At 37.9% G+C, this 23,566-nt stretch carries 29 protein-coding genes; 6 read left to right on the top strand and 23 right to left on the bottom strand.

The features are described 5' to 3' along the window. Window position 1: 1 nt before the first annotated feature. The gene (locus tag AC58VC_RS34320) at window positions 2–6,637 is read left to right on the top strand and encodes a CARDB domain-containing protein (RefSeq protein ID WP_497375832.1); all 6,636 of its coding nucleotides are present in this window, start codon (window positions 2–4) and stop codon (window positions 6,635–6,637) included. Between the two features lie 183 nt (window positions 6,638–6,820). Then, on the top strand, window positions 6,821–7,303 hold the full coding sequence (locus tag AC58VC_RS34315) for a hypothetical protein (protein WP_497375830.1): 483 nt from the start codon (window positions 6,821–6,823) through the stop codon (window positions 7,301–7,303). A 74-nt stretch (window positions 7,304–7,377) separates the two neighbouring features. Here the strand turns inward: AC58VC_RS34315 and AC58VC_RS34310 are convergent, their stop codons facing one another. The 4 genes from AC58VC_RS34310 to AC58VC_RS34295 are packed head-to-tail and all read right to left on the bottom strand — an operon-like array spanning window position 7,378 to window position 9,327. Further along, window positions 7,378–7,746 carry a hypothetical protein gene (locus AC58VC_RS34310; protein WP_497375828.1) on the bottom strand — a complete coding sequence of 123 codons (369 nt, stop codon included), beginning with the start codon at window positions 7,744–7,746 and terminating at the stop codon, window positions 7,378–7,380. Next, the gene (locus AC58VC_RS34305) at window positions 7,739–8,419 is read right to left on the bottom strand and encodes a restriction endonuclease (protein WP_497375826.1); all 681 of its coding nucleotides are present in this window, start codon (window positions 8,417–8,419) and stop codon (window positions 7,739–7,741) included. The genes AC58VC_RS34310 and AC58VC_RS34305 overlap by 8 nt, the downstream gene beginning before the upstream one ends. A gap of 25 nt (window positions 8,420–8,444) precedes the next feature. Next, entirely contained in the window at window positions 8,445–8,933 is a 489-nt protein-coding gene (locus AC58VC_RS34300; RefSeq protein WP_497375824.1) for a prepilin peptidase, read from the bottom strand. A 49-nt stretch (window positions 8,934–8,982) separates the two neighbouring features. Beyond that, a complete protein-coding gene (locus tag AC58VC_RS34295) occupies window positions 8,983–9,327 on the bottom strand; it encodes a hypothetical protein (protein WP_497375822.1) in 345 nt (114 codons plus the stop codon). Window positions 9,328–9,778: 451 nt separating this feature from the next. On the opposite strand from AC58VC_RS34295, the gene AC58VC_RS34290 reads away from it, so the two are divergent. Then, complete coding sequence (locus tag AC58VC_RS34290) at window positions 9,779–10,111, top strand: YolD-like family protein (protein WP_497375820.1); 333 nt, start codon at window positions 9,779–9,781, stop codon at window positions 10,109–10,111. Window positions 10,112–10,161: 50 nt separating this feature from the next. Here AC58VC_RS34290 and AC58VC_RS34285 read toward each other — a convergent pair whose 3' ends face one another. The 19 genes from AC58VC_RS34285 to AC58VC_RS34195 form a co-directional block, all read right to left on the bottom strand. Beyond that, complete coding sequence (locus tag AC58VC_RS34285; protein WP_497375818.1) at window positions 10,162–10,389, bottom strand: hypothetical protein; 228 nt, start codon at window positions 10,387–10,389, stop codon at window positions 10,162–10,164. A 70-nt stretch (window positions 10,390–10,459) separates the two neighbouring features. Next, the gene (locus AC58VC_RS34280; RefSeq protein ID WP_497375816.1) at window positions 10,460–11,416 is read right to left on the bottom strand and encodes a GGDEF domain-containing protein; all 957 of its coding nucleotides are present in this window, start codon (window positions 11,414–11,416) and stop codon (window positions 10,460–10,462) included. Between the two features lie 170 nt (window positions 11,417–11,586). Next, complete coding sequence (locus AC58VC_RS34275; RefSeq protein ID WP_497375814.1) at window positions 11,587–11,760, bottom strand: hypothetical protein; 174 nt, start codon at window positions 11,758–11,760, stop codon at window positions 11,587–11,589. Window positions 11,761–11,787: 27 nt separating this feature from the next. Continuing rightward, window positions 11,788–12,453 carry a hypothetical protein gene (locus AC58VC_RS34270; protein WP_497375813.1) on the bottom strand — a complete coding sequence of 222 codons (666 nt, stop codon included), beginning with the start codon at window positions 12,451–12,453 and terminating at the stop codon, window positions 11,788–11,790. Window positions 12,454–12,561: 108 nt separating this feature from the next. Then, window positions 12,562–12,810 carry a hypothetical protein gene (locus tag AC58VC_RS34265; protein ID WP_497375811.1) on the bottom strand — a complete coding sequence of 83 codons (249 nt, stop codon included), beginning with the start codon at window positions 12,808–12,810 and terminating at the stop codon, window positions 12,562–12,564. Between the two features lie 75 nt (window positions 12,811–12,885). Continuing rightward, complete coding sequence (locus tag AC58VC_RS34260; protein ID WP_497375809.1) at window positions 12,886–13,227, bottom strand: hypothetical protein; 342 nt, start codon at window positions 13,225–13,227, stop codon at window positions 12,886–12,888. A 182-nt stretch (window positions 13,228–13,409) separates the two neighbouring features. After that, window positions 13,410–13,583 (bottom strand): hypothetical protein, encoded by a 174-nt coding sequence (locus AC58VC_RS34255; RefSeq protein ID WP_497375807.1) that lies wholly within the window; start codon window positions 13,581–13,583, stop codon window positions 13,410–13,412. 290 nt (window positions 13,584–13,873) lie between these two features. Further along, window positions 13,874–14,029, bottom strand: a complete 156-nt coding sequence (locus tag AC58VC_RS34250) for a hypothetical protein (RefSeq protein WP_497375805.1) — start codon at window positions 14,027–14,029, stop codon at window positions 13,874–13,876. 98 nt (window positions 14,030–14,127) lie between these two features. Beyond that, complete coding sequence (locus AC58VC_RS34245; RefSeq protein ID WP_497375803.1) at window positions 14,128–14,466, bottom strand: hypothetical protein; 339 nt, start codon at window positions 14,464–14,466, stop codon at window positions 14,128–14,130. 1,231 nt (window positions 14,467–15,697) lie between these two features. Further along, complete coding sequence (locus AC58VC_RS34240; protein WP_497375801.1) at window positions 15,698–15,892, bottom strand: hypothetical protein; 195 nt, start codon at window positions 15,890–15,892, stop codon at window positions 15,698–15,700. Window positions 15,893–15,910: 18 nt separating this feature from the next. Continuing rightward, window positions 15,911–16,072, bottom strand: coding sequence for a hypothetical protein (locus tag AC58VC_RS34235; protein WP_497375799.1), 162 nt, complete (start codon window positions 16,070–16,072; stop codon window positions 15,911–15,913). A gap of 64 nt (window positions 16,073–16,136) precedes the next feature. After that, on the bottom strand, window positions 16,137–16,307 hold the full coding sequence (locus AC58VC_RS34230) for a hypothetical protein (protein ID WP_497375797.1): 171 nt from the start codon (window positions 16,305–16,307) through the stop codon (window positions 16,137–16,139). A 31-nt stretch (window positions 16,308–16,338) separates the two neighbouring features. Next, complete coding sequence (locus AC58VC_RS34225) at window positions 16,339–16,536, bottom strand: hypothetical protein (protein WP_497375795.1); 198 nt, start codon at window positions 16,534–16,536, stop codon at window positions 16,339–16,341. Between the two features lie 30 nt (window positions 16,537–16,566). Next, window positions 16,567–16,782, bottom strand: a complete 216-nt coding sequence (locus AC58VC_RS34220; RefSeq protein WP_497375793.1) for a hypothetical protein — start codon at window positions 16,780–16,782, stop codon at window positions 16,567–16,569. 42 nt (window positions 16,783–16,824) lie between these two features. After that, window positions 16,825–17,325 (bottom strand): hypothetical protein, encoded by a 501-nt coding sequence (locus AC58VC_RS34215; protein ID WP_497375791.1) that lies wholly within the window; start codon window positions 17,323–17,325, stop codon window positions 16,825–16,827. A 346-nt stretch (window positions 17,326–17,671) separates the two neighbouring features. Then, the gene (locus tag AC58VC_RS34210; RefSeq protein ID WP_497375789.1) at window positions 17,672–18,253 is read right to left on the bottom strand and encodes a site-specific integrase; all 582 of its coding nucleotides are present in this window, start codon (window positions 18,251–18,253) and stop codon (window positions 17,672–17,674) included. A 460-nt stretch (window positions 18,254–18,713) separates the two neighbouring features. Continuing rightward, complete coding sequence (locus AC58VC_RS34205; protein WP_497375787.1) at window positions 18,714–18,929, bottom strand: hypothetical protein; 216 nt, start codon at window positions 18,927–18,929, stop codon at window positions 18,714–18,716. Window positions 18,930–19,243: 314 nt separating this feature from the next. Continuing rightward, on the bottom strand, window positions 19,244–20,167 hold the full coding sequence (locus AC58VC_RS34200; protein WP_497375785.1) for a competence protein CoiA family protein: 924 nt from the start codon (window positions 20,165–20,167) through the stop codon (window positions 19,244–19,246). Window positions 20,168–20,833: 666 nt separating this feature from the next. Continuing rightward, window positions 20,834–21,820: a hypothetical protein gene (locus AC58VC_RS34195; protein WP_497375783.1), complete on the bottom strand. Its 987-nt coding sequence runs from the start codon at window positions 21,818–21,820 to the stop codon at window positions 20,834–20,836. Between the two features lie 215 nt (window positions 21,821–22,035). Between AC58VC_RS34195 and AC58VC_RS34190 the strand changes: the two genes are divergently transcribed. From AC58VC_RS34190 to AC58VC_RS34180, 3 genes are all read left to right on the top strand, one after another. After that, window positions 22,036–22,527, top strand: a complete 492-nt coding sequence (locus AC58VC_RS34190; RefSeq protein WP_497375781.1) for an AbrB/MazE/SpoVT family DNA-binding domain-containing protein — start codon at window positions 22,036–22,038, stop codon at window positions 22,525–22,527. A gap of 21 nt (window positions 22,528–22,548) precedes the next feature. Beyond that, window positions 22,549–22,854, top strand: coding sequence for a hypothetical protein (locus tag AC58VC_RS34185; RefSeq protein ID WP_497375779.1), 306 nt, complete (start codon window positions 22,549–22,551; stop codon window positions 22,852–22,854). A gap of 227 nt (window positions 22,855–23,081) precedes the next feature. Beyond that, a complete protein-coding gene (locus tag AC58VC_RS34180; RefSeq protein WP_497375777.1) occupies window positions 23,082–23,423 on the top strand; it encodes a hypothetical protein in 342 nt (113 codons plus the stop codon). Window positions 23,424–23,566: the final 143 nt, after the last annotated feature.

Below are 23,566 nucleotides of genomic sequence, written 5' to 3'. Positions count from 1 at the left end.
GATGTACAAATACAAACGTATAAACTATTTGATTCTCTTCGTGGTAATATGTCAAATGTTCCTACCATTATTTGACTTTCCAGCTTCTGCTGCAACTCTACAGCATAAGAAAATCTTTATTAACTTCGATAGTTATTCTACTGATCCCAATCAAAAAGAATATGTTTCTCCTGAAAGCAATAAAACATTTTCTTTTAAGTTAGATGGTCTAGTAACAGGAGAAATTAAGGATTGGAAATTAACTGTTAACAATTTGGATAAGACCTCAAAAGCAAAAATTAATGGTTATACTCTAAATGTCAGCAATTTAGAGGGACAACTGGGTCTATTGTACAGTCAAGAATCTACAAATCCTGGTCATCATATTTATAGGCTACCCAATGGTGATGCATGGGAACACACTGGAAAATATACACCTATAATGCAATTTGATGCAGATAGTTCTACTTATGACGGGCAAAGCTATTCTCAATATCCTGGACTTGTTCCTACTCAGGGGCATGCAAGAAATAGCACTTCTATGATTTCTTATCCTGACGATCTAAGATATGACGGTTTAAAGGGAAAAGCTCCAGACTGGAATGGATATGGTGCCGGCGTTACCGCATCCTACGATCCTGCACCGCCGACTAAATTCTTCAAAAGCAAACAGGATTATGAGAATAATAGTAAAGACTATGTACAACTCAGCAATGTTGTTAAGGACTCTATTACTATTACCGGAGGATTTAGTATTGAAGGAAAATATACAAATGATGTGATTCCTTATGACTGGGGAAAATACAATGGGGAGAATTACATTAAAATTTTCAGAAAGTTTGAAAAAGGATTAATAGAAGGGATAGACGTTAACTCATTAAGAGATCCAACAGGTGATCCATACGGCAGAGATTTTAACTATCTCATGGAAGTTCAAACCGAATGGTCTGCTTATACATATTATTATTCAGGCTATATCGATGTAACGTACCAAGAGTTAGATAAACCGGACCTAACTATCTCTGATATCGTCCCGGCCGTTTCATGTTTCCAAGATGGTGATACAGTCAATTTTGAATATCAACTTAGAAACATGGGAACCGATACTTCTACACCTTTTAAGGTTGAAATAAGTGTAGATGGTGTCTTATTAAAAACTGATGATTGGACCGGAGCTGCTGCTGGTATTCCACTTGGGCGAACCTTCAGCTATAAGTTCACTTCCCAGATTGAGAAGTCAATTACAGTTAAGGTGGACTCAACAAATACGATTGACGAGGCATCAGAGGACAATAACATTACAACTAAAACTTTTAAGCCGCAAACAAGCTGCGGTCCTGACCCATCAGAACCAGAAAAAGTTAACGGTGACTTTACTATCGAAAAAACGAGACTTCCCTTTGGAGATGATAACACCGTAAACGTAATAAAAGTTTCTGTTACCGGAGGTAACGGATGCACGTACTTATCCAGTGAAGCTAAGTTTAGTCAGGATTCTAAAATCTATATAACCACTACAAACGGCAAAGTATTTCCATTTAACGGACTTCCTTACCCAAAGGCGATTGGCATTGGTTATGTACAAGTTAGTGTTTCTATAAAAACAACCTGTGGAACAGTAAAGGATCTCGGGACAAAATCATTTGAAATTTATATTGATAATTCAAAGCCAAATAGTCCACCAGTTTTTACTCCTGGTTTTGTAAATCGCGGAAATGTGAACGCGATTGAACCTTTAATTAATGTTCAGGTTGGAACAATGATTGACCTTCAAGTACTACATACACCAGCATTACCGCCTGATACAAAAGCAACACCTTATGATCCAGACGGCGATGCAGTCATCTATATTTGGGATTTTGAAGGATCGGACGCTGATTGGCTGAAAACTAAGTATGCGGATATGGAATGGTGGCCATACGACGAAAGGTACACTTACTTTATACCGGATAAGTTGGGTACATTCCGAATAAACGTAACAGCCATGGACTATCGCGGCGCTTCTACCACAAGAACAGCGACTATTAACGTCATACCACCAAACCCAATACCAGTAATAACAATTCCACCTAAAATCGTAGAAGGAAGGCCATTTACACCAGATATTTCAGGAGCAGGCAGCTATAGTCCTTTTGGATATAGCATTGTTCAGTACATTTGGGGCAATAAGAAAACAATCTATCCTACAGCTGGACAAGAGACTGTAACGCTAGATGTCGTGGATTCGAATGGCCTTCATGCACTAGCACCTGCATCTAAGACATTTCCAGTTCTCCCGGACTTGCCGCCAGTTGCAGAAGCGTCGATTGCATCAAAAAGCATTCGCGGAGTCCCGATGAACATAAGCGATACGTCTTACAGTCCCGACGGCGACCAAATCGTACAACATACAGATAAAATCGTCTGTGATATTAATTTTAATGGCAGCTTTAATGATGATCCCGTTACCAATCTTGTACCTGATGGAAATGGCAGTCTTACATTCAATCCAACCGTACTTTCAGATTGCAAGCTAACTGTATTTGTTAAAGAAGATTGGGGTAAATCTGCAACCAAAGATTACTCTTTCACCATTATTAATCAACAACCAATAGTGGCCATTGATGTAAAAGGCGATCAACCAACAATGCCTTCTTTAAACGGGACCAATTATGATATGTCTACCTTGCTGGTAGATCGTTCTCGCTTCAATGTTTCGGATTATTATAAAGCATCCAGATATTCTGACATGTTTTATGATCCTATCGAACAAGCGTTGGGATCTCCCGACAAGACGAACGGTGTATATCTCGCCCCAACTAAGAATGGTTTTACCAATACCAACCCAAAGATTGTGCCTGCATATAATAACCCATCTATAGGTCAACGTGCTTCGTCTAATTTGTGGTACAACTTAAATTATGGTAGTTATTGTGGTGGACAATTGTATTGTACTCCGTATGGTTTTATACTAACGGTTACCAATACCACAACCAATACTTTCAAGACTGTTAATAAAACTAGCAATCGTGTTGATCATGCGGAAGTTAAGATTAACGGAGAAGCTGATATTGTTTGGGTTCGTTATAGTAAAACACAGCTCAGTGGAACATTTGGTGGATATCGGGACGAATTGTACAAGCTGTCTTCATTGGCAACTGGTAATGCCAGCCCGTACAAAACGATACCTTTCACACCAATAAATCCACATCAGCCTGGTGATTACATGTTTTGGGAAGTGGTAGACAACCCACCGCCACCGGATTGGATTCCTGTATCAACGCTAAAAGATGCACATGACGATGTTCCCTACACTTTTACTACTTATGGGTACCTTAACACCAAAAGTGTTAATACTGACGTATTCCCGAAGTTTAAGGATAGGGTGGGTAATTTTTATGCGCTAAGTTGTTACACGCAAAATATACCCTACGACACTACGGATGACAACGGTCATCCGATAGTTGCCTATTACGTTAAGTATGATTGTTCTATCCAGAAGGTGAATCCTGCAGGTGTTGTATTATGGACTAGTTCTGACCACTACACAAACATGTATACTTGGTGCCAACAATCTGGTTGTGTTGAAACTTGGGCTTCGTCGCCTCCACTTGTGAGAATGGGATATGTCACTACTGATAATAGTAGACTGTACGTTTGGCGAGCTACACTGGCTGAATATGGTGGATCCAGATCCTATCCAGCTAGAATTATAGACAATAATACAGGTGTTATTTTGGGTGACGGGTTCGATGTTGAGTCAGATAAAGTCTACAACGACATGGCATTTAAAACTTACTCCACTGAATACACTTACAGTTGCGGTAGAGATGGTGATGATATTTGTCAAGGCAGTGTAGGACACTTTCGTCTGACTAATCTGCAAACGGATCAGGTCGTATTCGATAGCATGTCACTTCCAGGTTCCAGTAATTCATCTGAGGTATTTGGATATTATAATTCCATAGTGTCATCTGATGGTAAGAGCGTATCATTGGGCACTAAGAACGTTAATGGTACTACTGTAAGAATTCTTCGTGTGATTAACATGGTCACGGGTGTGTACGAGTACGATATCGATAACGTGGCTCCAATTGTCTATCCATCACTTGGTTACACTAACATCTACCCCACCTTTGATGGCGGAGGAATTGTGGAAGGATTCGAAGACGGTGACAGTGGTTCGCAGGGTTTCACAACAACCGTACCTTCCACTATGCCGGCAGGTAATTTCAGTTTTGGTACCGTCGTAGACAACAATACTGATTTTTGGAATGGTTCTATTTATGTCTCCGCCAAATATATGAATTACAACTACAGTGAAACTACTGGGGTTGGTATCGTATTCAGGCAAGTAGACAACAAGAACTACTACCAAGCCTCTCTCACAACAAAAGGTGTCGTCTTGTATAAGGTTTCCGGTGGAACGCGTACCATACTGGACAAGCAAACTAATCCGTTAAAGATCGGCAAGTATAATGATTTGCGCGTCTCAGCAATAGGTAATCATATTAAAGTTTATGTGAACGCTGTGCCATTAATTGATATCTATGATGGGACATTCTCTCATGGTAAACAAGGTATTTTTGCTGATGCTCCAAACGTATATTTGAAAAAGTATCATATGGAAACAAGCCCAGCGGGCTTGGGAGAAATCGATAACGTTGCACTAGTTGATATGCCAATTAAGTATGATGTTAAATTCACTGACCCAGACAACGATCCTGCAATACCGGATTTAGGGAAGTGGACTTACACGAATACTGAGCCTCAAAAGTTCTTGAATGCAGGTGACGGTAAATCAGATACCAATGGTTCGAACAGTTATGTTGACTACACCATAAATTCGCCAATTTTGACACTCGGCAAAGTAGGTCTTTTCAAAATTTCCTTTACCGAGCCTGACGATCCTGCACCTCCAGGTAAAAGGTATCCTGATAACACATATGCAGCATTTAGACAGTTTGCAGATCCCGATACCAAGTTTGTTGTTGTTCACAGGCGTCCTGTTAGCTATTTCACAGTGACACAAAGCGCTGACTATACCTTAGCGTGGACAGAAGGTGGTTATGACCCGGACAGATGGTTAAGCCCAAGCAATTACTCCACCGAAAAACCAGAGTATATGGATAATCATGGTGTTTACCAGAGATTGTATGGATATACCGATCCGGATGGAAACGTGATGACTGGCAAGTTAACACGACCAACTAAGGCGGGAACTTACATCTTACGAGAAGCTGTTGCCGATGAATACATGGCGTGGTCAGACTGGTTCGAGCAAACCCTTTATATCGATGCTGTAGCACCGAATAATCCACCAACTGTTGCTCAAACGTTCCCAACTGGAACACAAGCTGTACCAGATTATGTAAACACTTTGACTCCTACGATTACTTGGAACCAGTGGGACCCTGACGTGGGAACTACCTTTACTGGCGCTCATATCCTTATAAAAGATGAGTGGGGAAATGTTATTATCGATCGGACTGTGCCTCAAAGCACTACTGCCAATTCGGCTAGTTGGCCACTCGACACTTCATTATCTGCAGGGCAGAAATATCAAAGCCAAGTACAGGTTCAAGATGATGGTGGAGCTTGGTCCGCTTGGTCTAATATAGGATGGCTTGTAACGAATCGCCCACCTGCTGCATTAATGAAGGATCCTGACGGCACACAAACAAACCCAACGATAAAGAACAGTCTACGGCCAACGTTACAATGGACACAAACTGATCCTGATCCGGGCACCGTATTTACTTACTTTCAAATTCAGGTCACAAACGAAGCAAATGATGTCTTGATAATTGATAGTGGACAACAGTGGCAAGGATCTAGCCTAGCAACAGGAAATTGGGCGGTTAATACGGACCTTCCCGCTGGCCAAAAGCTACGGGTTAGAGTAAGGGTTTTTGATGGATTTGTATGGTCTGACTTTTCTCCTCAAACTTGGATGTACATTAACCGCAAGCCTACGGCAATCTTTAGTGCGACACCAAATCCAGCATTTGAAGGAGACACCATCACGATTACTGACGCTTCAACAGATCCAGAAAACGATGTGTTAACCTATGCTTGGGAGATCACCGGTCCAAATGGTTACGCTGCTACTTACGTAACCAAAGACACAAGTATTCCAGACTTCCAAACCATTAACAATCCTGGTACTTATGTAGTCAAGCTCACGGTCACTGATCCTTACGGTCTTAGCGACACGACTACAAAAAATGTCATTGTGAATCCGCTCATACTTGACGTATCACTTGCACACACACAAACATGGATTGATTACTTTAATACTAACGGACTTAACCTAGGTAAATTCCTAGCTGGTGAGCCACTTGTAATCAATGCATTAACAAGCAGCAACGGATCATTTGTGCAAGTTGCAGTAAATTTACCGACTGCAACAGTAAAAGTGCCTGAACAGTTTTTATATGATCCTAATGATACCCCATATCCTAACTTTTCATTTACTTCACCTCTAAGCACAACCAACAATACAAATTGGAGCTTAGACGCGTGGAGAAAATATTGGATACAAATTCCGGACGGAACATACTCAGTCACCATAACTGCGCGTTATTCAAACGGCCAGATCAAGTCGAAGAATCTGCCTTTTGAGATCCGAGATCATATCTGGTACAACAAAAAAGAAGCAGACTCAAACCGCGGATAACAGGAATAAGGGTGGACCACTTGGTCCATCCTTTTTTACTTCCACTTAGTGGAAACGTTTGCCTATTTATAATGCATGTAATAAAATAATCTCGTAATGAAAAAGGATAAATGATGATCTAGAACGTAATAATAAAGAGAGGGACTTTAGACCTATATGAAACATTGGAATGGGGAAGTTTAGATGCAAGAAGTTGATCTTAAAACATATTACACCATAGAAGAGCTTGCGCGCTTAACCGGCCTAGAGCCAACTGGTTTTTATATGTTAAAAAAAGAGCTAAAAATGGATAAGTTTTTATTCCCCAGCGGTCGTCAAGGTTATGGTATTTACTTCAGGGATTTAGAAAGCCTTCTAGATCAATCAAAAAGTTATGACTTTGAAATACCCGAATACAAAAAATACCAAGATAAAAAGAGGCCCATCCAAAGGCAATTCCTTTCAATTCAAGAAACCACGTTATTCTTAAAAGAAATTGGCGATGAACGATCCATTTTCACCATTAAACAACGGGTAAGAGACAAGCAAATTCCCACTTACACAATAAAAAGAAAATACCTAGTTCCCATTCTATTCCTAGTAAAGCGATACGTACTACCGGTAAATAAAGATTTAAATCAGATTATTTCTAAAGTAATTAACGAGCCTTATAAATTCAAGATATAACACACGTTATAAAAAAGGCTTACCTCCGATTTTGTTCGAAAGTAAGCCCTGTAACAACTTTTATTATCCTTTGATTAATTCATTAATTCCTCATGTAAAGACATTTTCACTTCAAAGTACGCTTCAAGATCCATCCCTTTTGGATCACTTAAATTACGAATAGCCTGTAACTTCATAACCTCTTTCACACACGATTTACAGCTACAATATACAAAAGCTTTTGTTTGATCCTTGTTTGGAATAAACACGGAAATGCCTCCGCCATTTTTCACATCGCGGCCATACAGCTTAAATGATACACCGCAACGCGGACACTGCTCATTGTGATAATCAAGAATATCTTCAACAATGATGTAATTGCTTTTCTCTAGATTGGTACGAATCATCTTCAATTGCATGTCGATAATACGCTCATATCGGAGACGACCTGGGAGACTATCCATTGATTACACCCCTCCCCTTTTTGATCTCTCTATTCATATTATCGTTAGCCATTTCCTTTATAATGCGGTTCATGTCCCACATCTCAACACCATTAACTTCTGCCAATCGCTTAGCTGCATTAGTAAATCTATGAGTAGCAACGACCATCATCTTGTCTGCTTTATAATATGCTTTAGCAGCCACTATTTCTTGAACCGCTGAGGGCCCAACTTGACTCCCCCAACGTTTACTTTGGACTACAGTACGCACGCCATCTTTGATGAGAACATGGTCCGCTCCGAAATCACGAGTCTTCGGCGTTGGTTCTACACGATATCCGCGACCTTCGAAAAATACGGTCACTAAATCCTCAAACTCGCTGCCGGTCATCTTAACGATATCGTGAAAACCGGATCGCAGTAAACGGCGACGATAAGAAATAGCGGTCATGATCTTGAAAGTAAATAATCCGCAAATCGTAACGCCAATCAGAACAAAAATCCAGCCCGAGTAAAGACCTTTTAATTTATCAAAATGAATTACACGTTTTATCTCATCTGTAGCCGGTGATTGAGTAAACAGCAACACGATTCCAATTACATACAGTCCCCCCGCTAAGAAAAACACTCTTCGAATAAATCGATTTAAATCAGTAAGAAGACGATTTATGAATCTACGAAATTTCCACCTCATGCTTGGTTATCTCCTCCGATTAAAATTATGAAAACAATCGATTTATAAATGGAGCAAACCAGAACGATGATGCATACCAGGACAGAGATCCTAAAAATAAAAATGGAGCAACGGGGAATTCAGTGCGGAATTTGACTTTTAGAATAACAAAACGAATCAGGCTAAACAGTAAAATAAATACACCACTCATGATAAATGAAAACACTGAACCATAACCACCCAGCATTAAACCTACAAACAACATTAATTTTACATCCCCAGCTCCCATGCTTTTACCTTTTGACAATGCAGCTGCTAATAGCGTCATAAACATGGGAATTAGTCCGTAAAGAAAGTAGTATGAAGCGCCGAACGGATGGTGAAAAATTCGAATGATAAAAATAAGTGCAATGGCTGGGAATATGATCTTATTTGGGATGATCCTAGATTTAATATCCGTATAAGCTACCCAACACATCACGAACAGAAATAAAACAAGATCAAATAAATTGATAAAACTAATGCTTCCTTGCATAGGTACCTCTCCCTTTTCTCTTCTAATTTATGTAAAAATGGTGGATCTACTATGGCTTAGAAATTACATCTGCAAGAGGCAGAGACGGCTTCCCATCTTCAATATCCTTAATTGCATGTACAATAAATCCTAAATTTGCAGCGTTCCATACGCCAAATACTACCCATGCTGGCGCAGTCATGAGAAGAGCTTGCTGTTCCCTTAATTTCTCCACACTATTTGAGTCGTGTTGGTATACAAGGAGTAGATTCAATAGCCCTGCCGTCATACCATAGAAAATAAAATTAAGGAAAAACTGAACAATAGTTATTACTATTATCGTCTTTTTTACCTTCCTTCTGAATCTGAACTTATCAAAAGAATATGCGATACTTGGCTCTCGGAGCATAATCATTGAAATCCCTCCCGTTAACACGTGTTATATAACCGAAACTAAAAACTGCCTAGCAGCTGATTGACTGCCGCTGCAAATACGTCCAGTTTAGCGAAAGCAAACCAAACCGCTATTGCAAGAATGACAATCACCAATAAAAAACAACCGAATCCCTTCATCTTCTCCTTACCCCTTTTATATTAATATTGGACTGTTTTATACCATTACTAATATGTACGTAAATCATATGAAAGGACTCAATTTAACAACATCAAGTTAACCTCCTAGTAATCCTCTTCTCCTACAATTTAATTGTAACATTTTAACAACTAAATGTACATAATTTTAGATACTTATTTTGGCATAAAAACAACTTTACCGAGCTACTTTATCATTACATAGGAGTTTGCTTTAAACATTCACATCGTTTATAATGAGAACAAATATTCCCCTTTTAGAGGTGTCACTCAGAATGAAGCAAACGAAAATAAGCCCCGGCAGCAACGGCCTATGGTCCTCAAAATTCGTCTTACCCGAATTAAGGACTGCTTTAAATCAGTATGAAAAGGACAAAACGAAACGTAGTAAACCAACTCTCGATGCTCAAAAGATGGATGAACTTTCACAAAATATTGGTGACTCCCTCTCTTTTCAAGTTCCCATAAAAATTCATGTCTTTGATCCTTTCGAGAACAAAGAATATCGAGGAATAGTCACGCGTGTAGATCATATTCAGAGGCGCATTAAACTTGATACGACAGAATGGATAAAAATGAATGACATTCTTGAATGTGAATCCGATTAGACCGCCTCATTATCTGGAACATAAATTTTATTATTGAAAATTCCACAATACTAAAGTTGTGAGTTATGCTTTTTATCAATCATATCAAGTTCAACAATATCATCAAGAGTGTGCTTCCCTTTTAATATCTTTCCACCAATTTGTTTTTGTCTTTGTACGTCAGCATTAATGCTTCTATTGAGAACATTGTTGTTTTTATCGACAAGATCATCTATTCCTTGAAGCAGCATAGAGCCAAATTTCTTTATCCCTTTTAACAAAATTGACCAACTTTCCATCAGAAATAATAAAGCAAATGTTCACTTTCAAAGCTCCTAAAGTAGGCGATAACGATCCACTAACGAATTTTTAAATTCCTTCTTGATTCATCTCTGAAAAAAATACGATCTTGTTTTTTCCGGATGTCTTGGCCTTGTACATAGCTGTATCGGCTTCCTGGATAATTTGAGCTGCTGTGGCTCCAGCTGAATAATAACTTACTCCTATGCTTGTAGTAACGATCGATTCTGTTTCAATTCGAAGACGTATCCTTTCTGCCAATGCCTTTCCATCTACAGTAGGATCGCTTACTAAAACTAGCAATTCTTCGCCGCCGTAACGTCCAGCAATTCCGATTCCTTTGCTCTCTTCTTTCAATATTGAAGCGACTAGCTTTAACATTTCATCCCCCATATGGTGCCCTTTGGTATCATTTAATTTCTTGAAATTGTCAATATCTGTAAAAATAAGCATAAATTTCACTTTTTTATTCACGAGCTCTTCCAGCTTCTTATTGAAGTACTTACGTAAAAAAACACCTGTAAGTCCGTCCGTAACTGCCGATTTCGCAACCGATCCAAGGATACTGACAACGCGTGAAAATAGAACAACACAAAGTATATAGTAAAATATTACCGGCAAAGCCACGGCGATCCATCCAACAACAAGCGGCAAAGTTATGCTTTTACCGAGTATCACTATCATCAAGCTTACAAAATAACAAATAAGTGCAATTCGGAAAACAAGCCGATGAGAAATTCGGGGAGCAACCTTTAAATAAATGATCAACGTTACTGCTGCAGAAATTAACATTGGCAGCTGTGTTTTAAATGATTCCTGAAATGCTGCTGGGATCCCCAGTAGCCCTGGAGCAACATAGCCAATTACAGGAATAATGACAGTGCCGATTGAAATTACGAGAAAAAGCATTCTCATTGATTTTTTAGGAATCGTATGAAGTTCCAAGAAGGACCAATGTAATGACACTAGTGAAATCCCAAGAAACCATTTGAAAATAAATTCACTTAACGCATTACCAGTAATCATCGCTGTAACCCCGAGTACATACGATACTACAATTAGGGATAGGGAAATTACCAGTCGATAAAATACATTTTTCCGGCTATGTACGAGCAGCCTAACGCCCATGGCCACCATGACAGAAAGCAGTACAAAAATAATAGAAAACACGTAAATTTCAAACGAAAAAAAAGCATTCATATCGGTTCGTTGTCCTTCATTTTTTCTTTGCACTTCTGACCCATAACCAAAGCCTTTAAAGCTTCAGATTTGGCTAACAACAACGTTGCTATTATTCCCTCATTATTCGAGTCCCGAACCTTATTATCAATTTCTGCGATATGTTCAACAATCATTTTTAATGCATCCACTACATGCTCCTCCTCACCTTGTTTACCTTAAATTTTCCAATGGACAGCGTAAGCTTCTCTCCTAGCATCATCAATCATGGCTACCTTGAAGACTAGACCGGACGCCTCATCTTTAATCTCTTCATCCACTTCTGGACGATATGGAATTGTGATAGAAGGATCTTCAAATCCAATTGGTCGGATTTTGTAAAACACTTCTTCAACGTTGCCAATCCCATCCGCCGTGGAAGAATTAATCTCAGTCTCCATAGCCAGATCTAGTGCTTTTTGCAGCTTCCCTGGTGTAAGTCCCAAAGCCTCCATCATTCCAACGCCGGCATCACCGAAAATGAGCTTTTCCATTTGGTTAACAGTTCTTTTTACTTCAGGATCACGATCAAGCTGCTTATATTTAATGTCTACGACTTTTTCACCATTTGAATCTTTCCTCAGCTCTTCGTTCAATACCACAAAATATTCATCCAGCAACTTTTGAATTCCTTTATACAGCTCACCTTCTTTATCCAGCTTTTGGTGCTTTTTTGCAGGATCTTCAACCTGATTTGCGAATAAACTTGTATCCAAAACTGGCTTTCCGTTTTTGACTTCGAAACGAAAAAAAGTGTTACTAAAATTATTTACCTGAATAACACCCCATTCGTCATGTTTAACTGGCAGTTCAATCTTTAATATTTTTAGGTCCATAGCAACCACTACCTTTCACAATAATTATTTGGAAAGTCCGCATCGGCATCATAACAGATAGGAAATAATGCAAAACATTTTATTAATCTATCCCCTTAGCCATCAGATAGTTCCTTTTCATCGACTGACATCAAGATCAATGAACCCCGTAATTCCGATTTTTTGTGTTAACTGCAAACCTCGTTCAGACGCAATAATCTGCGCATGTTCTATCATTTCATCAAGATCATAATCTCGCTTCTCTAATGGATTGATAGACCAATTGATTTGATGATTAACAATAAAATTTACGGCACGCAACGCATGGAAATATTCAGAAGTTGAACACTCGATTCCATTGACAATTCTAGTCCGTTTCAGTTCCATACAACACCCTTCCAACGATTAATCATCCGGGTTTAAAGCAACTTCCCCGGTCATTATTTATAACACACGTTATATTTAGTTTTGCATTAACATGATATAAGAAACCTTCATGTTCGGATACAGTTGTAGAATCTGTCTTTTAACTTCAGAAATATCTCCTAACAGAGCTATTTCAAGAGTGGTAGGCTGGCCTTCACTATCGGTCAGCTTTACTCTATACATCTTAGATCCAACGTCCATCGATGCATCAGCTGCTAACGATACTTCTACTTGTTTTTCTGTTCCTGTCAAAATGCTTTCTGAAATGCTAATGGATACTTGAATCCTATTAGCTCCTACCTCTCTTATCATTTTCGCCTGATCTTCTAGAATTCTAGCTACAGAACTTGCGTCATAACTGCCTCTTAATTGAAACACTGTTCACTACCGCCTTTTCCCTAAATAACAATTATAAATTCATATTATTACCAACCAAGTAGCCAAGCCAGTAAAATGAGTAATGCCCCCACACATGAAATGCCGATCATACCTAAAAAGATCGTTTTTTTAAAAACCTCTTCCTTCAATTAATCCACGCTCCTCTCTATTCAACGTGTCCATTACTCCAAAGCATTCATGATAACCAATTGGTCACCATCTTCTAATGCTTCAACAACATCGTCTGGTAGATCATTTTCATACTCCCAAGCTTTATCCAATCCGTGGTATCCAGTACCATCTTTTTCGTATCGCTTAACGTAGATATTTCCTTTGTATACCAGACTTTCGGTCATGCCTATGCTTGTGATCGTTCGTGTAAATGAGTTCATGTTCACTCATTCACACTGCGATTAAGAATGGACTTGCTTTAGTAAGGGGAAATTTGGTAATATAAGATTAAATTATTTGGTCCTTGTGACATTACCATTCAAGTTCAGGTCCCTATGGGAACTTATTACAAACGATCCTTCGTTAAGAACTTATTGCATTACCTTCGAAAGTGACTACCAGCTTCTGTTGGTAGTTTTTTTTAATTTGCATACCAGGATGATCCTTTTCATGTCATTCAATATTCAAACGGTGTTCATGCAATGCGAGACAGACAGCCTTCTTCGTCTTCTTCGATTTGTACAATATAATCATCCGGCCCTAGATGTTGGCGAGCAGCTGCTTCGGTATCAAATAAAATTGCATGGCCTAGATCGTCGGTGAAACAATCGTCGCCGTGCGTCTTTCGCATGTACTCTTCGTCCATTAGACTGAGGTAAGCTACAGCATAGTGAATCTTCATATAAACCCTCCCTATGTACTTAAATATTCATTTTGATACGTCAACAATTAAAGCTTGATCTGCTTACGTTGACCGTTTGCCCCAATCTGGTATCTCACACAATAAATCGACCTAGCCAAAAGGTCTGCGCACATAAATTTCACAACAGCTTCTGGAATACGAACAGTGTGAACGTCTGACTCACCAACCCAATCATGCGTTTGTAAAATAAGCCATTCACCACCGCCCCATTCAATTACAGCTGTCCTTGTGTAAATCAAATGATCTGGCTCTCCACCAACACTATCGAAGAAGACAACGTCAAGGGTTTCATCATCGTTCATTAAATTTTCGATTTCCTCTAACAATTTCGTATGTTTACCATCCTCAATATTTATCCGTTCCATATGTAAACCTCCTATTCATTGAATTACATTGTCCAGAACGAACCTTTGCGTCCGCATTTATAACACTCGACCTGTCCAAACTCCCTTTTACTTGTGTGCCAATGATCCTTATGAAACAAGCGGCAAATGATCTTTTTCACATGAACACCTCGTATTCATTATGTGTCTTAACCATCAATTAAAAATTTCCACTTTTCAAAACTCAGCGGCGACATTTTATTTTGGGTACATAACTGACAGTAATATTGGTAAGCCTTCCAATCGTTATCCATTTATGGACACCTCGTATTCACTCAGATACTTGACCCTCATATTCAAGGTCAACTTGCTCATTACCTGGCATAACATCCTTACCGCAAGTGACGTGCCGACCACAGTTATCATAATCCTTTGTGTAAACTTCGCATTCATAGCAAACTAATGTTGGTTTCATTACTTCCTCCCACAAACAATTTTATTCATTGAATTACTTCGCCACTTTGATGTTTTTAGCGTGTAGTTGAATCATTCTACCGCAAGCAATACATGAAAGAAATTCAGGGCTTCTAGTTTCCTTCATATCTGTACTTCCGCAACAATCACAAGTAATTAAAAATTTCACAATAACATCTCCTTTACCTTTACGGACAAGTTTATTCATTTTGATTCATAACGAGATGTCAAATATTCTCGAGCAATTTTAGCCAAACCCCCTAAAGCCCAAAACATAAAGGAAATCGCGACCAATATAACAAATATTTTGTTTATAATTGTGTTCACCACCTTACTTCGATAACCGAATTAAAAACCCGATTAACATAAAAACTAAAAAATAAAAAGCTATTATAAAAGCCATCATGTAAGTTCCCTATTCATTTTGTTCCGTAATATTTTTTAAGCTGCTCTTCATACCATTCCAAAGCTTCTTTTAAAATCACCATGTACACCCCCTGTTGCGAGACTGCTTAGGAAGATGCGCCCCCTGCAGGAGCAGGTCCCGTCTTACCCTGAGCGGACAATGTATTCATTTTGTTTCGTTGATACAGTGTATACAAACGTTGTTCTAGTCGACGATTGCAGCCTCAAGGCAGATTTTACAAATATCCACACATTCTTTTTTCATACGCACACCTCTATTCATTTTGATACCCTTAGTAGAAAATCCTAAAAGCACAATAACAAGCGATTAACGACAATATCCCTACAAAAGCAAGCTGCACCATTTCGGATTTCGAAGCTTTCACCTTATTCATTATGTTTCTTTACGCCATTTCGAAACATTTTCATAAGCTTCATTCGAACCTTCATGACGACCACGAAAATAAGCAGATTCAAGCATGCCAGCAATCCATTCGAGCGTATGATCTGGAATATTAGTATCTTCGTACTTTTCAATATCTTTTTTAAGTTTATTAATACGTTCCTCAATCCATCTATCCATTTCCATACAATGCACGCTCCCTATTCATTTTGTATCTTCGAACTTTAATCCAAGTAATTTGTAAAGCTCGCTCAGTTCTTTTTTAGCTTCTGCAACCTTTTGACTCGGCGTTCTGCTTTGCGCATTCAAAATTGCTTTTAATGCACCCAAATGCTCGAATGTTTTCATAGGCACCTTTGCTTCCATCTCATGCACGCTCCCTATTCATTGTAATACTTAGGTCCCGTTCACACCTGAGCGGCCAACCTATTCATTTTGTTACGTCTCTTTTAACTTCGGTTTTATAAACAATCAAAGCCATACTGATGATTCCCCAAACATCAACCTGTTGTAATTCATCAGGATTTTTACCTTGCATAGCAGCGATTTCTTTAATTTTTCTCAAATCATATTCTTCTAATTTGACATTTAATAAATCCATGCTCATGCATGCTCCCTATTCATTGAATGACTTAATCCTTTTCGGATGCCATCTCATCTATCTTTTTAATAAAGCCTGCAATAGTGACGGATTTTCCTTGATCTATACACTCTTGAACATAGAACTTGAATCCTTCTCCGACTTCGGCTAACCAATCTGTACCATAGCCACCATCGTAGGCAATTTGCTCATAGCTTTCTAATTTTTCTAGCAATTTTTCAGCTTTCAACTTCCTTACCTCCTACGGTCAGGTTATTCATTAAGTTGTATCGCTTCGACGTTTTTCTATGTTTGTAGCAATATCTTTCGTGACACCCTTAACCATACTGGCGATTCTGTCACCTTTTGCCCTTAAATGTTTCAAATCACAATTTTTATAGCGTGTATCAGAAAGTTCGCGAGCTATATCAATCATTTGCTCACTTAGTATCCTGCACCTATTTTGAAGTTCATAAATTTCATCAAGTTTGTCCATCGCTTCTCATTCCTTTACGGACAAGTTATTCAACATGTTGTATCACTTCAATCGTTCAATTGCTCTTTTTGAGAATGTTGAGTAATCAAATCCATATTCCCAATCCATTCTTTCAATAAGCTTTAGATACCTGTCCTGGTATTTCTTAAATCGGATAAATTCATTCGTATTGATCATGTCAATGAACCAACAAAGTTTCATCAAATCCTTGATTTCGGAGATAGGCGTATCTTCGATCACATCCACCTTACGGTACAAAAAACCTTCTTTTACTTCGACATTAATAACGATCTCATTTTCTGGATGTGACAAGCTAAACAAGAAAACCTTTTTTCGCCTCGGCGTGTTTATTTCAAAATTGATCACGTTATTGATCTCAAAAAAGACATATCCGTGATCAAACTTTTTGTTCCATCTCCGGACTCGATGAGTATTATCGGTTACTAAGGATCTCAAGAAATCGCGTGCATTAAAAAACAGAAATTGTTCGTCAATGCTTGAATCAGCTTGAAGCGAATGCTTCTTTTTTCTTAACTGGAACATGTTCTATTCTCCCAAATATTTTCATTATGTAAGTCGTTCATTCTCTTCTTGAGTTGCGAAGTAATCCTACATTAATGACATAAAATTACCCACTCACCAAAAAAAAGTAAAAAGCGGACGATATAAAAATAAGAAAAAATAACATGTAAACAATCCATGGAAGCCTATCCGACAATTTTTGGACAAAACCATACGCTTCTGACGCTTTCTTTGATTCTTCCATTGCAATCTTCCATTCTTTGTACCTTAGAGGCGACACTTCATGTTTATTACATAAGCTACAGTAATCTTGGTAGGCTTTAAATTCAGTATTCATTCAATGCACTCTCCCGAAAAATAACACATGTTATAAGTTCAAACTTAACACCACATCATCTAATTCATCCTGGGTGATTCCAATGTAAGCAAGAGTAATACTCGGAGCTGAGTGATTCAATAGCTTCTGAATTTTAGTTATGTCCACGCCATTTTGAAAAGCATGATACCCAAACGTCTTCCGCATTGTATGAGTCCCGATCCGGTCCGTGATCCCTATATCTTTCGCAGCTTTATTAATAACTCTATAAGGCTGGTCACGCTGCAGAGCTGCCGGTTCTCCATCTTTTGTTTTCCTAGAAACAAATAATGGCTCGATACTCGAATAAACTCCTCTTTCAGAAAGATACTCATTTATCGCTTTAGCCGAAACAACCCCTATTGGAAAATTACGGGTCTTGTTCGTCTTGTCTTCCCGTAAAACGATTCGGTCCCGGATCTTACCATTCTCATCCAACACATCCGATATTCGTAGCTTCAATAAGTCACTGACACGCAGCCCTGAGTTTATCCCTAGCGTAAAAAGGCAATAATCCCTAATACTGGTCGCTTTTATAATTTTCTTCATGGAATCTATTTTCTTCTTGTCTCGAATCGGCTGTACGAATTCCATTTTGACTCACCTTTCACAATCATTCATAACCATATTATACCACACATTATGTATGATTCATAGCTAGACTTATAGAATCGTAGATTCAGGAATACGGGAAACCCCATACGGGGCAAGGGATTGCGGGTTTTAGCGAATCATACACAAGTACATTGTGTATGATTCGAGAAAACGACCTTTATTGACTTTGTAGTTTCACAGATTCATTCAATTCAAAACAACTTTAAAATTAAAGGAAACATGACCGCTGAAATGAATCACCAAATCATGCATGCCGTGTGAGAGAAATATTTTCTACTACTATTCTGGCCTCCTGGATTATTGGAAGCAATACAACATTACATCAATTCATGTTGAAGGTATAAGCTAATCGGCAGCAAAAATAAGAAAACTTTCAATTTAGGACATCTTCTTCCTAAGCTGCAAGCTTCCCCGTTTTTGTACGTTGGTAGCTATTCCTTTATTGTGATTGTGAATCAAAATAATCACGGTTTACCCAATCGATAATTTTTCCACCATTACTACGTTGTAACTGGTATTCCATTTTCACTTTTTTGCTAGTGGAATGCGCCAAACGAATGTCACGAATTCGATACAGCATGCCGTCACTTTTAAGACGAACTATCTTTCCTATTTCAACATCATCATTCGAATCGACCTTGTTACTAAATTCCATTCTAATTTATCCCCAATAGTTATTTTTTTTGCCTGGTTACAACATCCCGTTTAATCATAAAATTTGTGTTCCCTGTTTTGACTAAGCACGATGAACAATACGGTAGTCCCTCAGAATTTCTTAAAGGTACGCTGTTTACATTTGCACATTTTGGACAGACATAGGTTTCGCCTGCCTTTTTGTAATTTTTCTTATTCCATCTACCTTTTAATTTCTTAGTTTTATGTGAAGTCCCATTAGATCCTCTAAATCCCATTCCTCTTCTCTCCTCCCTTATTTACTTACAACATCGCTTTTAAATCTAGCGTTTATGTTTATGACCAGCAATTACCACACATAAACCCTATATCAAACTTCTCATAAGGAATATTATTATATAATGCTTGAACTATATAATCATTAAATAGAAAATGATTCCCTATAAAAGAATTACACTTATTGCAAACATGTGCTAAGTAGGATGATTTAGTTGTACTGCTATATCTTTTTTGAATATTAACACCTTGCTCCAGAGCAAAATGAACTTCACCTCGATTAAATTCATCAACAGAATAGTGCCCAAAGTTAGAAACTACGATAGCAATTTTCATAGGGAATTCACACTTCCAACAATTTCCTTGAATTATATAAATTCTTTTTCTCGTCGTTGGTCCTCCGCAATTTTTGCATTTAGGATTAGTACAAACACTAACTTCAGTAGGATTCAAAATTCCCAAAGAAACTAAATGTATATCTTCGTCGCTTGTAAGCTTGAAAATTACTACTGCAACTTTATTTTCTATATAAAATTGAATAGCATAATCTTCTGGAGCATGAGTTACAACTATTTCTATTGAAATAATTAATTTACCACTGCTGTCAAACATTGAAATATCAGGTCTGCATCGTCCGAAGGTAAACTCTTTACGTACCTCAGTGGTTTTTCTAATTAGGTTATTCAAATGCATTTCAGAGCAGAAGTTGCATTTCCAAGTAATATTCACCTCTGTTTTTTTTGATATATTACTAGTCAATCGTTCATAAAGTAATTCTTTAAAGCCTCTATGTAGTGCAGATTCAGGTGAGCAATTTTCCGATAAACCCTTATGAACAAAATGGGGACGCTTCTTCTCTCCTTTTCTAACAATCATCGGCCCATTACAATCGAGACAATAATACATACTTCCTTTTACTGCCTGGTTCGCAACTGTCAAATTACCTTCTACATCTTTTCCTATCGAGTATAGGATTGCTGCCACAAATGCCTCCTCCTATTTATTAGGGTTGATTAAAGCTTGCATACTTGTTATATTTTAATTGTAGACATTTTGTAGACATTACTACTATCAGTTATAAAAAAAAAAAGACAAGAACGTTACCAGCGTTCTTGTCTTTTATACAACACTTGGAGTTCCTTACCAGCCCTTTAAGTTGTTAACGTGACCTACTACCCGATTAGCCCCGGCGGAGTAGGTTATTTTATTTGAAAATAAACGTCAGAAGGGCAATCAGAAATGATAAGAAACTAATTAATATTTTTATTGATTCCTCTTTTTTTATGGTCGCCACCCCCAATTCTAAATAATCGAGAATTGGGCTTGTCTTCCAAGTGTTGTACAAATATTATGATACAACACTAGATATTGTTGTTCGAATGACATAAAAATCAAATTTCTTTAATATTATAACCTTTCCACCTCTTTTCTAGGTATTTCTCGGTAATTCTATCTTTTTCATATTGGCTAAATTCTTCTACTAAGTTATCCAATCATTTATAAAGACATTATGTAGATTTCATTTTTCAAGATCATGGAAGTTGTCGCAATAATCACGACACTAATTTAGTCCTTTTCTTCCGTGCAGCGGCGCTTAAATGAATTCAGCACTCTTTATTCGATCTCTACGCTGCCACAACAATAACTTAACTACGTTCTTGCCCACAAGGTGCTATACTTACTAAGCTCATCCTCGGTCAATTCAAGTATAAATTTTGCTATCTCAGGATTTCCTTCACGAATCAGATAAGCCTCTCCATTCGGTATGCCTTCTTGAAATTGCGGGTCGAAATATTCCCGTAATTTAAAAGCTAAAACATTGGGGAAAGTTTCTGTTAAAACATGGCCTCGCTTGGAAATGAACTTATCGATTTTATTAGTTTTAATAATAAATTTTGTCTTTTGTTTGTTTGCTCTCTCGACGTGCACTATAAAATCTGAGAAGTTAGTATCAAAAAAAGTGGTGTTCCCCTCAATAATAACGTACTCGTAGCCCAATGTTGCCTCTAATTCGTTTATCATAAGATTCAAAAAATTTGTAACTTCACCTTCATCTTTACTAGTAAATGTGACATTAGTAAGACCTGGGTATGGATTTCCAAATGAAAAATCCTTCGCTGAAATGGATAATCCGCCTACAAAATGGTTGAAATGAACAATCTCATTGTTAATATCTATAGATAGAATCTTACTCCCGTCATGTAGAAGCTGATCCATAGTACTCAATAATGCTAGCACCCCCCCACTACCTAAACCCCCAGTTATTAGCAAGTTTTGTTTCGAAAGCTGACTATGTATCTGACGGTTTGTTACTATAGGTAAATATATCATCCATGGTGACTTTGGATCAGACGGATCTAGTAATTGAGCGGTTAGCTTTCCATCCTGGCACCAATTACGTATTTGACGTTCTGATATGGCAAAGATTTCAGCTGCCCTCTTTGTACTAATAATGTTTTCAAATGGATCAACCATGTACCCAGCGTTCATTTGCAACAGCTTATCTTCTAATGCCCTTTGAGCCTTTGAGTAATCTTCATTTCTACTCATAATCCGGTATCCTTGCTGAGCGAACGCAGGATAATCATCTGCACAAACGATTCTTACATCTTTATGTTTTTTGATTAAATAATTCATTTATCCCACTCCTCATTTCCGTAAACGGAATTAATAGTCTAATCATACCGCTTCCATAAACGGAAATCAATAGACTCTTAATCATTTATAAAGACATTGTGTATGATTCGATAGAATCACCTCTTTCCGATTAATAGGAAAACATTGACACATTACTTACTTTTTCTTACTATAGAAAGTAAGAAATAGTAAGTAATGAGGAGTGAGTGAGCAACATGCCAGTATCCACAATCACAAGCCGCGGACAAATTACGATCCCTGTTGAAATCCGAAATGAATTAGGACTCAAAGAAGGTCATGTTATTCAGTTTGATCTAAATCCAGATAATACAGTTACGATGCAGAAAGTAATTAATGAGCTCTATGCATCACAGGTCAGTATCATTGCCGATTTACTCCGGTCCAGAAAGCGAATGCTGGTTATCGGATCACCAGGTTGCGGAAAGAGTTACCTTGTCAATGAAGTTAAACAACATCTCGGAGAGGACGCAAACCAAGTTGCTATCTTTGACAAAGATGATAATTGGGAACACATAGCAAAGGACTTTAAATCATTCATGAAATCTACTACCGGTACCATCGCAATGACGCACTCAATCCCCGACTTCATGGAAGAAGCGAATATAGATGATGTTCGCTTTAATAGTGATATTGATTACTTTATTATTTTCGATCGATTCAGCCATTTTACGATTAAATCATCTTAACTAGAGAGGTGGAGAAAAGCATTGCTGACACTAATAACGTTACTAATCTATCTCCTAATCGGTTTCACTAGTGCACATAAACATGTGAAAGTGATTAAAGAATATATACTAGACGAAGAAAAGCTAAAAAAAATTATTCATGACCCTGAAAATACATCTAAAGAGCGCAATGAAATGATGGAAGCAATGCATGACATTAACTATCAAGAAAAGTTTATAGATAAAAAATATGTCATTCCCATTTTTTACTTTTCTACAACCCTATTCTGGCTTCCTATGAAATTAAAAGATTTCTACGACTTTATTATTCAAAGGCCAAAAGCATAATAAAGGATCAAGATAAAAAACTAGCTCCCAATCTCAGCAGAGGTTTGGGCTATTTTTTTGCAGCCAATTTGGATCATCACACTCCGCCATTTTTTAACAACAAAAGATCAATCTGCCGGTTCATCAAATAACCTTCAATTCTTGATGTTGCTTATTTTTTCCTGTATAATTCGATTAGGTCAAAGAAGGTCAAATATATATCATACTAGTATTTGGAGGGCATTTACATGGGAGCAACGGAAAATCTAACTTATGAAAATTTTATTCGTGACGCTTTTTCAATGGCAACAGGAAAAGAAGTAGGACGTTGGGGCGATCCAGCATCACTCGCTAACACAGATATATTTGATGTAGGTGAGCTGCACGAAGTAAAAGCAGGTATCTCATACAGCATGTTGATTTTCAATTCTATTTTACGTAATGACTATTCCGATCATCCGATTGTACGCGATAACTATGACCGACAAGATTCTATCGTGCAGGACGTATTAAATGCTCCGAACAAAATGAGCATTTATTCACTTATCAACGAATATACAAAAACGTACTATCCTGCTTTCAAAAAATAATAAATATTGATTAAGAAAAGGCAGCCCAGCATTGTGAAGTGACCCCTTAAAGTTAGACAAATGTTTTATGCAACCTGTTGGGCATGAGCTCGGTACTGTACCGGGCTCATGCCTTTTAGTTTTGATTTGATACGTTTGTGATT

This window comes from Paenibacillus sp. J22R67 (assembly GCF_059692175.1).
Note: the sequence above shows the minus strand (reverse complement) of the source record. Positions and strands in the feature narration are given on the sequence as shown.

Excerpts from the sequence above, each read along its gene's own strand:
- AC58VC_RS34320 (WP_497375832.1), top strand. The coding sequence starts at position 2 with ATGTACAAATACAAACGTATAAACTATTTGATTCTCTTCGTGGTAATA.
- AC58VC_RS34315 (WP_497375830.1), top strand. The coding sequence starts at position 6,821 with ATGCAAGAAGTTGATCTTAAAACATATTACACCATAGAAGAGCTTGCG.
- AC58VC_RS34310 (WP_497375828.1), bottom strand. The coding sequence starts at position 7,746 with ATGGATAGTCTCCCAGGTCGTCTCCGATATGAGCGTATTATCGACATG.
- AC58VC_RS34305 (WP_497375826.1), bottom strand. The coding sequence starts at position 8,419 with ATGAGGTGGAAATTTCGTAGATTCATAAATCGTCTTCTTACTGATTTA.
- AC58VC_RS34300 (WP_497375824.1), bottom strand. The coding sequence starts at position 8,933 with ATGCAAGGAAGCATTAGTTTTATCAATTTATTTGATCTTGTTTTATTT.
- AC58VC_RS34295 (WP_497375822.1), bottom strand. The coding sequence starts at position 9,327 with ATGATTATGCTCCGAGAGCCAAGTATCGCATATTCTTTTGATAAGTTC.
- AC58VC_RS34290 (WP_497375820.1), top strand. The coding sequence starts at position 9,779 with ATGAAGCAAACGAAAATAAGCCCCGGCAGCAACGGCCTATGGTCCTCA.
- AC58VC_RS34285 (WP_497375818.1), bottom strand. The coding sequence starts at position 10,389 with ATGGAAAGTTGGTCAATTTTGTTAAAAGGGATAAAGAAATTTGGCTCT.
- AC58VC_RS34280 (WP_497375816.1), bottom strand. The coding sequence starts at position 11,416 with ATGATTACTGGTAATGCGTTAAGTGAATTTATTTTCAAATGGTTTCTT.
- AC58VC_RS34265 (WP_497375811.1), bottom strand. The coding sequence starts at position 12,810 with ATGGAACTGAAACGGACTAGAATTGTCAATGGAATCGAGTGTTCAACT.
- AC58VC_RS34255 (WP_497375807.1), bottom strand. The coding sequence starts at position 13,583 with ATGACCGAAAGTCTGGTATACAAAGGAAATATCTACGTTAAGCGATAC.
- AC58VC_RS34250 (WP_497375805.1), bottom strand. The coding sequence starts at position 14,029 with ATGCGAAAGACGCACGGCGACGATTGTTTCACCGACGATCTAGGCCAT.
- AC58VC_RS34245 (WP_497375803.1), bottom strand. The coding sequence starts at position 14,466 with ATGGAACGGATAAATATTGAGGATGGTAAACATACGAAATTGTTAGAG.
- AC58VC_RS34240 (WP_497375801.1), bottom strand. The coding sequence starts at position 15,892 with ATGGAAATGGATAGATGGATTGAGGAACGTATTAATAAACTTAAAAAA.
- AC58VC_RS34235 (WP_497375799.1), bottom strand. The coding sequence starts at position 16,072 with ATGGAAGCAAAGGTGCCTATGAAAACATTCGAGCATTTGGGTGCATTA.
- AC58VC_RS34230 (WP_497375797.1), bottom strand. The coding sequence starts at position 16,307 with ATGGATTTATTAAATGTCAAATTAGAAGAATATGATTTGAGAAAAATT.
- AC58VC_RS34220 (WP_497375793.1), bottom strand. The coding sequence starts at position 16,782 with ATGGACAAACTTGATGAAATTTATGAACTTCAAAATAGGTGCAGGATA.
- AC58VC_RS34215 (WP_497375791.1), bottom strand. The coding sequence starts at position 17,325 with ATGTTCCAGTTAAGAAAAAAGAAGCATTCGCTTCAAGCTGATTCAAGC.
- AC58VC_RS34210 (WP_497375789.1), bottom strand. The coding sequence starts at position 18,253 with ATGGAATTCGTACAGCCGATTCGAGACAAGAAGAAAATAGATTCCATG.
- AC58VC_RS34205 (WP_497375787.1), bottom strand. The coding sequence starts at position 18,929 with ATGGAATTTAGTAACAAGGTCGATTCGAATGATGATGTTGAAATAGGA.
- AC58VC_RS34195 (WP_497375783.1), bottom strand. The coding sequence starts at position 21,820 with ATGAATTATTTAATCAAAAAACATAAAGATGTAAGAATCGTTTGTGCA.
- AC58VC_RS34190 (WP_497375781.1), top strand. The coding sequence starts at position 22,036 with ATGCCAGTATCCACAATCACAAGCCGCGGACAAATTACGATCCCTGTT.
- AC58VC_RS34180 (WP_497375777.1), top strand. The coding sequence starts at position 23,082 with ATGGGAGCAACGGAAAATCTAACTTATGAAAATTTTATTCGTGACGCT.